The following is a 12,627-nucleotide window of genomic DNA, read 5'->3' on the forward strand; positions in this document are numbered from 1 at the left end:
CTGGAAGGGGAAATGTCGGGGGGCCGATTATCCCCCCGCTTTTTTCAGCTTGCTGCGCAACAGAAAACCATCGGGTTGGTCGACGAGGTCCAGATCGAGCGCCGCCGCGAGCTTTCGCGCGAGCAAGGCGCCGTCAGCGGTATCGAAGCGACCGGTCACTTGCCGCGTGGCGAGCGCCGGATCGGCGAGCCGGATGATGTTCTTGTTCGATTGGTTGGCGCGTTCGATCACTGCGCCAAGCGGCAATGTGTCGGCTTCGAGCATCGTCGCCGCCACAGGGCTAGCAAGCACAGGGATGCGATGCGCTTCGGGGCCATCGACCTCGGCGCTTTCGCCCGGAGCGAGGCGGACGGCTGTGCCTCCCGGCGCGCGGACTTCGACCGATCCTTTGATGAGGTGGATGCGGGGGTGGGGTTGGCGAACATCAACCTCAAATATGGTTCCGAGAGCGGTCGTTACCGAGCCATTCGCGACGACCGTGAAGGGTCGACTGCTGTCATGTGCCACTATGAAGCGCGCATGCCCGCCGATCAGGATGACCCGCCGCGCGTTGCCGGAGAATCGCGTGTCGATACGCGCGCCATCCATGAGCAAGACATTGCTCCTGTCGGCGAGCCGCACCATATTGGGTCTCGCGCCCTTATCTGCGAGCTGCGGGCTCTGTGGAGAGATTTGCCAATACCAGCTAAGTCCGAGTGTCAGAGCGAGCAGGAGGGCAGCCGCCATGGCCCAATGCGATCGGGCCGGTCGCCATGCGGCACGCAGCGCGGGACGCGGGCCTGTATCGACAGGGGCCACGCTCCCGGCAATCAGCCAGTCATCTTCGGCATCGGCATAAGCGCGGGCATTTTCGGGATCGCCGCGCCATGCCTCAAAGGCGGCGCGGTGGCGCTCAGCGTCGGGACCGCGCATGCGTGCAAACCACGCCGCGGCGTCCTGTTCGCGTCGACTCATAGTTGTTGTGTCCGCGCCCGCCGGATCGCGACCATCGCTTTGGCAATCTGTTTTTCGATGCCTTTCACGCTCATTCCCTTGGCTGCGGCGATCTCGCTATAGCTCAGCCCATCGACCCTGTGCATCAGAAATATCTCGCGCGTCTTGGGCTTCAGGCGGGTGAGCGCGTCGGCAACGCGCCGCATCTGGTCGCGCGCTTCGAGCGCGACATGGGGGTCGGGGCCAGCGATCTCGGGCTCCTCATAGCTGTGATGGTCTGCTGCCATGCGGCGTTCGTCGGTACGATGATGTTCGGCGAGGAGATTGCGCGCCGTCCGGAACAGATAAGCGCCTGGTTGTTCGGCCAGGACATGCGGATAAGCGCTGCTCGATAGGAGGCGGCGAAAACATTCCTGCAGGAGGTCGCCGACATCCTGCGCTGGCGCGCGCCGTCTGAAGAAACGGGCAAGGCGCGGACGCTGTTCGCCGAAGATGGTGGCCGCGCAAACGCCACCGCCAGGCCCCGCCCAGTCGTCGGGAGGAAGCGGGTCGCTCCCGGAGATTCGGTTGACTGCGGCTGTTGCATTGTCGTCGTAATCCATGGCCTCCGCCTTTCCGCACAGGGCGGAAAGGCGGCTTTGAAGCCGGGTGTCGAGAACATACTTGAATATGCGCCGCCGCCTTTGGCCATATGGCTTGGACATGCGCAGCGGCCACCCGGCAGGATGGCGATGGAATCTGGTCGTTCAAGCGGGTTCTCAAGCCCGACATCGTGCGCCTTGTCACCCGATGCACCGCCAGCATAGCTTGCCGAAAACGCGATGCAACAAGGTTTCATTTGAAACTGGTTAGATATGGACAGTGTTACGTTGTGGTACGAGAAAAGCGCGCAGTTCAGCGCCTTGAATGAAACCTTGCTGCGCTATTCGCACGGACTCACTGACGTCGCCCGCTTGGACGGGGCTCGGTCAAATGTTGCGGCGTCATGGTTCATCGCAATGGTGCGCGGCCTGGCAAAGAGCGCACACTGACGGCGGCAAGCACCGCCAGAGGTCGCACGCTGCTTTTATAGCCGCGCCTGCGCTCTTGGCTCGCTGTCTTGGCGGGGCGGCGGCTGGCCCACAGGCCCGCGCGCACGCCGCCCCGTCTGCGGCTCGCCAAGGGCGCCTTTTTTGCCCTGCGGGCGGGGACTGGGCGGCATCGGCCGCCCATTTTTGCAGGAAGATTTGAACTTCTCTTCGCCGAGATGGCGGTGGTTGTCGGATCCCGAACAACCAAAATGAGACAGGATGAAGCAGGATGAACTGAAGGACCTGCAGGTGACGCCGCGCGGCTATCCCGCGCGGCGACATTTTTGTGGGCTGGCACCTCGGACATCGGCGCGGGCGGCGCACGGCCTTGGGACCGCCCGGCCATCGCGCAAGCCGGGCTGCGCCCGGCTCCTCCACTTTGTTGCGGCCCTTCGGGTGCGCGCTGGCCTCGGGAGGCGGTCCCCCTGTCCGTGAATTGCCGCCCGCCCCGCTGTCCGGGGCCGGCTGCGGCGGTTTTTTGTCAGAGGGAGACGCAGCCATGGATTTGAATCCGCAACCCCCGTTTCAGCCCGCGCCATCGCCAAGCCGCGCGCGCAGTAGCGCGCGCGAGCAAAGGGGCCGCGACCGCGATGGGGCGCGCGTCTCGCTTTATGACGAGGTCACCGCTAGCATCATTGACGAACTCGAGGCGGGGCGGGTGCCCTGGGTGCAGCCTTGGGATGCGACCGCCTTTGCGCCCGGACTCCCGCGCAATGTCGACACAAGCCGCTCCTATTCTGGCATCAATATCCTCATCCTTTGGGCCGCAGCCGTGCGGGGCAATTTTGCGAGCCAAAGCTGGTTGACCTTCCGCCAAGCGCTCGCCGCTGGCGGCAATGTGAAGAAGGGCGAGAAGGGCATCACGATTTTCTATGCCGCGCGCTTCACCCCCAAAGGCGAGGGCGGGGGCGAGGTGGCGAAGGGCGCGTCGTCGGGTGGTCCTATTGAAGGCGGCGATGGGGACAGGCGCGGCATCCCCTTTTTGAAGCGCTTCACCGTCTTCAATGTTGACCAATGCGAGGGACTGCCAGCGCGTTGCACGGCCCGTGAACATACGCTCGAACCGTGCGAGGTCCTGCCGCAAGCCGAGGCGCTGATCAGCGCAAGCGGGGCCGATTTTCGTATCGGCGGCGGTGAGGCCTATTATTCACCGGGCGGTGATTTTGTCGCGGTGCCGCCGCAACAGGCCTTTCATGCGCCTATCGATTATTATCGCACCGCGCTCCACGAACTGGGTCATTGGACCGGCCATCCCTCGCGGCTCGACCGCGACCAGAAGGGCCGTTTTGCCAGCCAAGCCTATGGCCGCGAGGAACTTTGCGCCGAACTTGCGAGCGCTTATCTGTGCGCCGCGCTCGGCATCACACCAACCGTGCGCCACGCCGACTATATCGGGTCATGGCTCGCCATCATGCGCGCCGACAATCGGGCCATTTTCAAAGCCGCGAGCCTTGCGAGCAAGGCGTCCGATTATCTGCTCGGCTTTGCGGCTCCCAAGGATGACACCGCCCCAGACGGCGCGGCGCGGGAGATGGCGGCATGACCCTCATTCCTACAAATCTTCGCCTCGCGCTCAATGCCAACGGGCTGACCAGCCGCATCCACGCCGCGCGCGAGACCCGTTTCGATCCGTTTCCCGTGGTGAAACTGTTCAATCCCATTGGTGCGGGAACATGGCTTGCGAGCGAGATCGACGCCGATGGCGACACGCTGTTCGGGCTGGCCGATCTCGGCTTTGGTTGCCCCGAACTCGGCAGCTTTTCGCTCGCCGAGATCGCCGCCGTGCGGCTCCCGTTCGGGCTCGCCATCGAACGCGATATTGCCTTCGATGGCCTCGCGCCGCTCTCGGTCTGGACCGAGAGCGCGCGGCGCTTGGGGTCGATCATTCATGCCGAAGCGGCGCTTCGCCGCAAGAAGCAGGACCAGCTTCTGCCTGACCCGAGCGGGAAAGGCAGCTGACGCGGCGGCGCGTTTTCGCCGTCAGTAAGCCGGTCCGCCCCCCTTTGAAAAATGACGGACCGGCGCTCGCAAAGGAGCAAGAATGATGAAACTCGATTTTTTAGACATAGACAAGCTGTCGATTGCAAAAACCAATATGCGCGCGAAGGGCAAGGACCCCGATGTTGCCGACCTGCTGCCAAGCGTCAGGTCGCGCGGCGTTCTTGTGCCCTTGCTCGTCCGCCCCAATTGCCAAGCCGGTCATTTTGAGATTGTTGCCGGACGGCGGCGCTTTACCGCTGCCAATGCCGTGGTGCGCGAAGGCGGGACCGTGCGCCCGCTCCCCTGCGCCATTCTGGACGCGGGCGATGACGCCGATGCCTTGGAAGCCTCGATGATCGAAAATCTCGCGCGGCTGGACCCCGACGAGGTCAGCCAATGGGAGAGTTTTGTCGCGCTGGTGAAAGCCGGACGCAGCGTCGATGAGGTTGCCGACATTTTCGGGTTCGAGCCGAAGACGGTGAAGCGTATCCTTGCGCTCGGCAATTTGCTCCCGCGCATCCGCACCCTCTATCGCGGCGGCGAGATCGATTCTGCGACGGTGCGTCATCTCACCCTTGCATCGAAAAGCCAGCAAAAGGCGTGGCTTGCATTGTTCGATGACAGCGAAGCTTTTTGCCCGACCGGCCACCAGTTAAAGGCCTGGCTGTTCGGGGGAAGCGCGATTGCGGCCCCATATGCTCTGTTCGATGTCGAGGCATCGGGCGCGGCCATAATCAGCGACTTGTTCGGCGACGAGCGCTATTTTGCCGACAGCGACGTCTTTTGGACGCTCCAAATGGCCGAGATTGAGGCGCGCAAAACATCCTATATCGAGGACGGATGGGCCGATGTCATCGTCATGGAGCGCGGCGACTGGTTCCGCTCGTGGGATTTTGCCCATGTTCCCAAACGCAGCGGCGGGCGTATCTATGTCGAGATTCGCGACAATGGCGAAGTCATATTTCACGAATCCTATCTGACCAGCAAAGAAGCCGAGGCGCGGTCGCGCGGCGAAAAGGGCGAGGCCCCCGAAAAGCCGCTTCGCCCCGAAGTGTCGGGGCCGATGAACCGCTATATCGATCTCCATCGTCACGCGGCGGTGCGGGCCGATCTCGCGCGGCGCGGCGATGTCGCGCTGCGCGCGATGCTCGCGCATGTCATCGCCAATGCGGATTTGTGGCGTGTCGATGTCGAGGCCCAGCGTGCGCCCAAAGAAGAGATCGCCGAAAGCGTCGAAACCTGCTCTGCCGAGACTCACTTCGACGAGCAGCGCCGCGCGGTGCTGGGCGTTCTCGGTTTCGACGCCGAGCAGCCGACCGTGACCGGCGGGGGCTATCACAAGCCGGTTTTCGCCAGCGTCTTTGCACGGCTTCTCGAATTGCCCGACCCTGTGCTGCTCGAGATAGTGGCGATTGTCATGGGCGAAACGCTGCAAGCGGGAAGCGAGGCCGTCGAAGCCATCGGGGTGCATTTGGGCACCGATATGCTCAATCACTGGCAAGCCGATGCCGCTTTCTTCGATCAGTTGCGCGACCGCGACGTCTTGCTCGCCATATTGACCGAAGTGGCGGGCGCAGACGTGGCAAGTGCCAATGAAAAGGAGAAAGCGAAAGCGCTCAAAACGATCATCGCTGACCATCTGGACGGCACCAACGGACGCCCAAAAGTCGCGCCGTGGATGCCCAAATGGATGGCTTTTCCGCCCGCCGCTTATACCATGCGGGGCGGGGTTGCGAGCGTTGCAGCGTCTGAACAGCTGGCCGCCGATCTTGCGCCCGCTATCATGGCGGACCCTGATATCGAGCCAGATGCGGGGCCAAATGCAAGTCATGAAGATGAACAGGCGAGCGAGCCAGCCGCTGTCGTTCAGAGGCCGCCGCTAGCGGCATGACGGGAAGGGCGGGCGACCCGTCGCCCGCCCTTCATATTTTGCGGTCTACCGGCTTGTGGGGGAATGTCCCATCGCGCCGCCCCTCGCCGTGATACGGCTCGGGACGGCGCGATGGATTTTTTGTCGCGCGCCACGGTCGCCTGGCGACCTTGGCCCGTTTCGAGAAAGGGAAAAGAGGGGGGAGCCAAGCGGCTGCTTGATGCCGCCTCGACGATGAAAGCTACATCCCTTGCTGTCGAGAGGGTCGGCGTGGTTATCCTGTCGAAGACAAAGCGGGCTTGAGGCAGATAGACCTATCATCTCGGAGTGGCTCCAAAACTTCTATGAGAATCGAGCCGCTTTCTGAAGTCCTGTGAAGCACAGAGTCGCATAATGAAAAGCAGTATGACCGTTTAAATGGACATTAACACTCTTTGTGCCTATATTAACGGTCAAGGAGGCTGATATGCGAAGGACACCCCCCATGCCGCTACCCGTCAAACGTGCTCTGGCCAAACTTGGTGCGGACATCAAGGCGGCGCGTTTGCGCCGTCGCATCACGATGACGCTCATGGCCGAACGCGCGTTTGTCGCGCGCAGCACCTTGCAGAAGGTCGAGCAGGGCGATCCCGGCGTGTCGCTCGGGGTTTATGCCACCGTGCTGTTCATTCTGGGATTGAGCGATCGGATTGCAGATCTTGCCGATATCAGCATCGACAGTGTTGGCTTGCAGCTTGACGAAGCGCGATTGCCCCAGCGCGTGCGCGTCAGCAAGCGCGGAAGCGCGACGCTGTCATGAGCGATCGCGACCTATTGGTCTATGTAGATTTGGCAGGGACTCCGCATTTTGTCGGGCGCTTGTGGGCGCGCCGCGCCCGAAACCGCGAAAGCGCCACTTTTGAATATGATGCCGATTGGCTCGCCAATCCAGCGCGCTTTGCGCTCGAGCCCGCCCTGATGCTCGGCGGTGGTCCGCAGCATACGTTGCAAGGTCGCGCCTTATTTGGCGCATTCGGCGATTCGGCGCCCGACCGTTGGGGGCGCAATCTGATCCAGCGCGAGGAACGCCGCAGCGCAACCGCCGAGGCGCGCGCGCCGCGCAGTTTGGCCGAAGTCGATTATCTTCTGGGTGTCGGTGATATCGCGCGCCAAGGCGCGCTGCGCTTCAAAGAAGCGCCCGATGGTCCTTTTCTAGCCTCTGGTGACGACGCAAACATCCCGCCGCTCATTCACCTCGGCGAATTGTTGAACGCCGCCATGCGCGTTGCCGCCGATAGCGATACCGACAGCGATTTGCGGCTTATCCTTGCCCCTGGCTCATCGCTGGGCGGCGCGCGCGCCAAAGCCTCGGTGCTCGATCTTCAAGGTCAACTCTCCATCGCCAAATTCCCGCAAGCCGATGATGCTTATCCCGTCATGCAATGGGAGGCGGTGGCACTCGATCTTGCCAGCCGCGCTGGCATCGAGGTGCCGATATGGCGGTTGGAGCAGGTTGCCGATCGCACCGCTTTATTGCTGCGCCGTTTCGACCGTGACGGCGACATCCGCATCCCGTTTCTGTCCGCGATGTCGATGCTGGGGGCCGCTGATAATGAAGCGCATAGTTATCTGGAGATTGTCGATGCGCTCCGTCAATATGGCGCGCAGCCCGAGCAGGATTGCGCACAGCTATGGCGGCGCATCATTTTCAATATCCTGATTTCCAACACCGATGATCATCTGCGCAATCATGGTTTTCTTTATGACGGTGTAGGCGGGTGGCGACTGTCACCGGCCTATGATATGAACCCGACACCGCTGGACGTGAAGCCGCGCATTTTGAGCCTCGCCATAGATGAGGCCGACGATAGAGCGTCGCTCGACGTCGCCCTCGGCATGGCGCGCCAATGCGGGCTAAAGCCACCTGCCGCGCACGAAATCATAAGAGAAGTTCAGGCCGCCGTCGCAAACTGGCGTGCCAGTGCGGCCGCGCACGGGCTAAATGCGCGCGATGTGGCGCGTATGGCTTCGGCCTTTGAGCCTGACTAATCTGGCAGATAATCTGCAATCACCGGCGGCCTCCTTATCGGGGAGGGCGCCGCGCCTATAAGTCTGGCTTTTGCATTGGCTAGGCGAGCAGGCGGCGAAGAAAGGCGACACGAAACAGGTCGAGCAGTGCTTCAGCAGCCTCGCGGTCGGGCGCATGTGCGGTGACGCCAATCTTGTCCGTCTCGACACATGCGAAGGCAAAGGGATGGGGCCCTGAAAGCCGGAAGGCGGCGGGGTCGAGACCATCGCGTCGTAGCGCCGACAGGGCTTCGTGATCGAGTGCCAGACCCGCCCAGATTTCGGCGCTTCGCGTTGCAAGCGTGGCGAGATCGCGGGCCTCGGCTGCGAAGACAATTTGCACTGCTACTTCCGTCACATGTCCTCCTCGCGAACGCCGATCCCAAGTACAACCGCTCGTTCGGCCCCATAGGATCGTCAGTAGCTTGGTTCGCGGTCGGGGCAGCCCTTGCCTCGAAACGGCGTCTTTGGCCATGACTTTTCGATAAGGCCGCTCACAAACGCCGGTTGATCCAGCTTCTCTATCGCCTTCATCACCGCCAAGACCCTCCCGTTGCCGGACGCTCGACCTGGAACGGGGCGACGGCCCCCGCAACGCCGGCCCGCGACTTTTTTCCCCGCCCGCCGCTGGCGGTCTCCTCGCGGTGGCGCTTCGCGCCCAAAAAAATCCCGCGCCGCCGTCCTTCGCTAACGCTGCGGCCCTGCGGGTGCGTGCACCGTCTCATGCCCCTTTCCTTGTTCTCGCCACGCACCGGGGATGGTCCCCGGCGGCGACCAAGAAGGAGACGAACAATGGCTGCAATCGGTTATGTGAACGGCAATCCCGAAGAGGGCTTTGTCGGCCAACTCAAAACGCTTTCGATCCGCGCGAGCATCGAAATCCGCCCCAACCGCAGCAAGAATGGCGACATCCAGCCCGACTATCGGGTCTATTCGGACGGCGTCGAAATCGGTGCAGGCTGGACCCGCACCGGCGAAGCCTCGGGCAAGGACTATGTCTCGCTGAGCCTCGCGGCTCCCGAGTTCGGGCCGCGCCGCCTCTACGCGAACCTTGGCCGTGCAGCAGGGCAGGATGATGACGCGACCTACGCCGTCATCTGGAATCCCGCCGACTGACGGTCTGCCCCGCGTCCGCTCCGGCGGACGCGGGGCTCATCCTTTTGATTGTCAGCGCGCAATATTCGGCTAGGATTCAAGGCACATGAAAACCGATCTTGACCATCTTCCCGACCGCAAACGCCGCGACCTCGAGCGCATCGTCGAAATTCTTTTCGCCGAGTTCGAGGATGCGACGAGCCTTGCCACTCAAAAGTGGAAAAAGCAGGGCCGCATCCTCAAGGTCATCTTGTACGGCAGCTATGCGCGCGGCGACTGGGTCGCCGATCCCAAGGGGGGCTATTATTCGGATTATGACATATTTGTCGTCGTCAACGACGAGCGGCTGACCGATCCGATCGACTATTGGTACAAGGCCGAAGACCATTTTCTGCGCGAATATGCGATCACCAAACGCCTTTCGGCACCCGTCGGGCTGATCGTTCACAGCCTGGGTGATGTCAATTTTCAGCTGTCGCGCGGACGGCCCTTCTTTACCGATATTGTGCGCGACGGGGTGGTTTTGTACCAGCTCGGAACACAGGATTTTGATACGCCAAAGCCGCTGCCTCCAGCGGAAATGCGCAAGGAAGCGCAAGACTATTTCGATAAATGGTATGCCAGTGCGCGTCAGTTCTTGGTGACCGGAAAATTTGATATCTCGCAGGGGTTCAATAACATCGCAGCCTTTCAGCTGCATCAGGCGACCGAGCATTTCTACCATACGGTGCTGCACATTCTGTCACTCTATTCGCCAAAATCGCACAAGATCAACTTCCTCCGCGACAAGGCCGAAGACATCGCGCGCGATCTCATTCCGGTCTGGCCGCGCGATGATAAATTTGCCCGCCGTTGCTTCGAATTGCTGCAACAAGCCTATGTCAACGCGCGCTATAGTCCGCATTACAAGATCAGCGGTGCCGAGCTCGCCTGGCTCGTTGAGCGCATCGAAATGCTCGAAACCGAAGTCAAAAACATCGCTGAGCGTCACCTATCAGGCGACTGACCCGCTCTCAGGCGACCTCGAATAACTCGGGCTGAACCGGCGCAGCAAGGACAGCGCGCGCTTCGAGCGCCGCCCCGACCGCCTGCCGATAGGGGATGGTCCGGTAGCGTTCGGCTTCGTCAAAGCCCAGCGGTGCCCATTCCTCGCCCGGATAGCAGTGCTCGTAAATCGCGCGCGCGGCGGCGCGCAGCCGCACATCATGCTGCAATTTCCATCTCCATCGCTGTCGAATCGCCGCAGTGCAGGCGGCGAATGACGATAGAACATAAATAGAACATCGACGCAAGCCGGATAGGAGGGTCGATTTTGGGCCATGTCTATTTCGACCCTCCCGCCGGTGTTGGTGCGGGCTCATGGAGAGCGCGTCACGCGGCATGATGCCGCGCCGCTCAAAAGGGTTTGCCATGACCAAAGACAAGGACGAGGCCGCAATCACGCGGGCCAAATACGCACGTGAAGGGACGCCGTATCTCAGTCCGGCGCAGGCCGCCTATTATCTCGGCGTTGCCGAACGCACGCTGCAAGAATATCGCTCTGCGGGCACCGGCCCGCGCTATCGTCGTCACAGTCGTCATGTCCGCTATCATATTGACGATCTGGATGTCTGGTCACAGCAGCGCAGCGAGGCTGGCGACGATGCGTGAGATAGAAGTTCGGCCCGTCGGCAATGCACTCCGCGCTGCACGCCTTCGCCATCATCGCCTTTTGCGGTGGGCTGCTATCTGCGCCAGTCTGATCACTGCGCTTGGCGCAATGGCACTCATGCCGCCGCGTCCGCGCCTCCTCTGGAATGCCAGCGCCAGTGCCCCGATCGGCCTGTGGCGCGTGTCGCCCGACAGGCCGCTGCGTCGCGGTGACATGGTTGTCGCCCAGCTTGCCGAGCCCTGGCGCAGCCTCGCGGCTCGCCGCCGCTATCTCCCTGCCAATGTTCCGCTCATCAAGCGCGTTGCGGCCGAACCCGGCGACCAGATTTGCGCGACTATAGACAAGATATTCGTAAACGGACGCGATGTCGCAACCCGGTTGCGCGCTGACGGATTGGGACGGTCGATGCCCCGGTGGCGCGGCTGCACGATACTGAGCGATGGGGCGATGCTCCTCCTGACGGACGATCCGCAATCTTTTGACGGACGCTATTTTGGGCCGACCGCGCGCGGCGACATCATCGGGAAGGCGCATCCCTTATGGCTCCGCTGAAATGCGCGGGTGTCGCCGTCGCGTTGCTCTTTTCATCGCCGTCGCGTGCCGATCCTGTTGCGCAATGGCAGCCCTATATAGCCGAGGCATCAACACGGTTCGGTTTGCCTGCCCTATGGATCGAGCGCGTGGTTCGCGCCGAAAGCGGCGGGCGGACGGTTCGTCATGGCCACCCGATCACCAGTCGGGCAGGGGCTATGGGGCTTATGCAATTGATGCCGGGAACCTGGGCCGCGATGCGCGCGCGGCTCGATCTTGGCCCGAATCCGCACGACCCGCGCGACAATATATTGGCGGGCACATATTATCTGCGGCTGATGTATGACCGGTTCGGCTATCCCGGGCTGTTTGCTGCCTATAATGCCGGACCGGGGCGTTACAGCGCCTATCTGGAGGGGCGTGCGCAGCTGCCGGAGGAGACCGTCGCCTATATGCGGACGGTGACGGGGGTGGCCATGATAGAGCCAAGAGTGCCGTCTCCGCCGTTCATATTTGTCACTGGTACGACATCTGTTAACGCAGGCGAAAGCGCTCAGTCCACCCCGCCTGTGGACCCCATTTTCTTCATCAAAAAGCCGAAATCCTGACCGCAGGCGTTGGGGAGGGCTCGTCTCGGCAAGGCCAATCATGACGGCTGCCGGAGCGTCTATCAAGGCCGGCGGCCCCTCCAATTTTGCTGCAAGTAGGAGCGCGCTTCGCGCGCGCATTTGTTCGTTTTTGAGCAACAAAATCGGTTCCTCCGCCGCCGCTACGCGGCGCCTTCGCTATCGCTCCGGCGGCCCTGACAGCCGCTCCGCCACCCGTCGTCGAGAGTATGTCCTCGAACGCTCGGGGAGAGAATAGGAGCAAGTCATGAATGGACATAACAGCATCGGAGCGGCATCGGATCGCGTGTTGGAAGCCTTGGTTTCGGGCCTGGAAATCGAGTTTGGGCGCGGCGCAGGAACCGCGTTGGCGCAGCGATTTCTTGAAGCGGAAGCGATTGATTTTTACTGGGATGCGCGGATTCAGGAGCGCTGGACCGGCACCTATGAGGGCATAGATGAGGAGGAAATAGAGCTGGACCGGATCGCGATATGGGGCTGGCTTGAAGGCAAATATTTCGTAGCGATGATGATCGTCGATGGCGATGGCAGTGCGCAGGGGATGATGGGAACACGTCATTTTGGAAGCGTATCGGAGGCGCGCGCGGCCTATGCCATAGCGTGACGATGGCGCACTATTGAGGAGCGACGCATGGCAAGCGTCGCTCCTTTCTTTTTGCCTCGGGTTCCCAGGCAACTGGACGTGAGAGACGGTTTTCGGCGGGGTTGGGAGGTGGAAACGCGTATGGCAAGATAAAACAATGGTGTCGGCTCCGGGAGCCTTCACCATAAGCCATTGTCTGCACATCCTTTTTTGGAGCAATTTGGAGAGATTTTGGCACCATG

Annotated in this window: 15 protein-coding genes; 11 read left to right on the top strand and 4 right to left on the bottom strand. The window is 61.8% G+C overall.

All coding sequences use genetic code 11. The annotated features are described in order from the left end of the window. Positions 1 to 27: 27 nt before the first annotated feature. Positions 28 to 954: a FecR family protein gene (locus tag ACR3XE_RS04915; protein WP_473698721.1), complete on the bottom strand. Its 927-nt coding sequence runs from the start codon at positions 952 to 954 to the stop codon at positions 28 to 30. Beyond that, a complete protein-coding gene (locus ACR3XE_RS04920; RefSeq protein WP_473698720.1) occupies positions 951 to 1,535 on the bottom strand; it encodes an RNA polymerase sigma factor in 585 nt (194 codons plus the stop codon). The genes ACR3XE_RS04915 and ACR3XE_RS04920 overlap by 4 nt, the downstream gene beginning before the upstream one ends. A 967-nt stretch (positions 1,536 to 2,502) precedes the next feature. Here ACR3XE_RS04920 and ACR3XE_RS04925 point away from each other — a divergent pair. The 5 genes from ACR3XE_RS04925 (at position 2,503) to ACR3XE_RS04945 (ending at position 7,881) form a co-directional block, all read left to right on the top strand. Then, positions 2,503 to 3,546, top strand: a complete 1,044-nt coding sequence (locus ACR3XE_RS04925; protein ID WP_473698719.1) for an ArdC family protein — start codon at positions 2,503 to 2,505, stop codon at positions 3,544 to 3,546. Beyond that, positions 3,543 to 3,962: a DUF2958 domain-containing protein gene (locus ACR3XE_RS04930; protein ID WP_473698718.1), complete on the top strand. Its 420-nt coding sequence runs from the start codon at positions 3,543 to 3,545 to the stop codon at positions 3,960 to 3,962. Before ACR3XE_RS04925 ends, ACR3XE_RS04930 begins: the two co-directional genes overlap by 4 nt. Positions 3,963 to 4,044: 82 nt before the next feature. After that, positions 4,045 to 5,874, top strand: a complete 1,830-nt coding sequence (locus ACR3XE_RS04935) for a ParB/RepB/Spo0J family partition protein (protein WP_473698717.1) — start codon at positions 4,045 to 4,047, stop codon at positions 5,872 to 5,874. A 445-nt stretch (positions 5,875 to 6,319) separates the two neighbouring features. Next, the gene (locus ACR3XE_RS04940) at positions 6,320 to 6,652 is read left to right on the top strand and encodes a helix-turn-helix domain-containing protein (RefSeq protein WP_473698716.1); all 333 of its coding nucleotides are present in this window, start codon (positions 6,320 to 6,322) and stop codon (positions 6,650 to 6,652) included. Further along, the gene (locus ACR3XE_RS04945) at positions 6,649 to 7,881 is read left to right on the top strand and encodes a type II toxin-antitoxin system HipA family toxin (RefSeq protein ID WP_473698715.1); all 1,233 of its coding nucleotides are present in this window, start codon (positions 6,649 to 6,651) and stop codon (positions 7,879 to 7,881) included. Before ACR3XE_RS04940 ends, ACR3XE_RS04945 begins: the two co-directional genes overlap by 4 nt. 79 nt (positions 7,882 to 7,960) lie before the next feature. On the opposite strand, the gene ACR3XE_RS04950 is transcribed toward ACR3XE_RS04945, so the two are convergent. Continuing rightward, on the bottom strand, positions 7,961 to 8,257 hold the full coding sequence (locus ACR3XE_RS04950) for a hypothetical protein (RefSeq protein ID WP_473698714.1): 297 nt from the start codon (positions 8,255 to 8,257) through the stop codon (positions 7,961 to 7,963). 434 nt (positions 8,258 to 8,691) lie between these two features. On the opposite strand from ACR3XE_RS04950, the gene ACR3XE_RS04955 reads away from it, so the two are divergent. Next, positions 8,692 to 9,015 carry a DUF736 domain-containing protein gene (locus ACR3XE_RS04955; RefSeq protein ID WP_473698713.1) on the top strand — a complete coding sequence of 108 codons (324 nt, stop codon included), beginning with the start codon at positions 8,692 to 8,694 and terminating at the stop codon, positions 9,013 to 9,015. Between the two features lie 85 nt (positions 9,016 to 9,100). Continuing rightward, positions 9,101 to 10,000 (top strand): HEPN domain-containing protein, encoded by a 900-nt coding sequence (locus ACR3XE_RS04960; protein WP_473698712.1) that lies wholly within the window; start codon positions 9,101 to 9,103, stop codon positions 9,998 to 10,000. A gap of 7 nt (positions 10,001 to 10,007) precedes the next feature. Here the strand turns inward: ACR3XE_RS04960 and ACR3XE_RS04965 are convergent, their stop codons facing one another. Next, the gene (locus ACR3XE_RS04965; RefSeq protein ID WP_473698711.1) at positions 10,008 to 10,208 is read right to left on the bottom strand and encodes a hypothetical protein; all 201 of its coding nucleotides are present in this window, start codon (positions 10,206 to 10,208) and stop codon (positions 10,008 to 10,010) included. A gap of 196 nt (positions 10,209 to 10,404) precedes the next feature. On the opposite strand from ACR3XE_RS04965, the gene ACR3XE_RS04970 reads away from it, so the two are divergent. The 4 genes from ACR3XE_RS04970 (at position 10,405) to ACR3XE_RS04985 (ending at position 12,406) form a co-directional block, all read left to right on the top strand. Then, on the top strand, positions 10,405 to 10,644 hold the full coding sequence (locus tag ACR3XE_RS04970) for a helix-turn-helix domain-containing protein (protein WP_473698710.1): 240 nt from the start codon (positions 10,405 to 10,407) through the stop codon (positions 10,642 to 10,644). After that, positions 10,637 to 11,197, top strand: a complete 561-nt coding sequence (locus ACR3XE_RS04975; RefSeq protein WP_473698709.1) for a S26 family signal peptidase — start codon at positions 10,637 to 10,639, stop codon at positions 11,195 to 11,197. The genes ACR3XE_RS04970 and ACR3XE_RS04975 overlap by 8 nt, the downstream gene beginning before the upstream one ends. Next, the gene (locus ACR3XE_RS04980; protein ID WP_473698708.1) at positions 11,185 to 11,784 is read left to right on the top strand and encodes a lytic transglycosylase domain-containing protein; all 600 of its coding nucleotides are present in this window, start codon (positions 11,185 to 11,187) and stop codon (positions 11,782 to 11,784) included. The genes ACR3XE_RS04975 and ACR3XE_RS04980 overlap by 13 nt, the downstream gene beginning before the upstream one ends. Before the next feature lie 265 nt (positions 11,785 to 12,049). Beyond that, positions 12,050 to 12,406 carry a hypothetical protein gene (locus ACR3XE_RS04985; protein ID WP_473698707.1) on the top strand — a complete coding sequence of 119 codons (357 nt, stop codon included), beginning with the start codon at positions 12,050 to 12,052 and terminating at the stop codon, positions 12,404 to 12,406. Positions 12,407 to 12,627 lie beyond the last annotated feature (221 nt).

The organism is Sphingopyxis sp. 10G20-10, assembly GCF_057365075.1.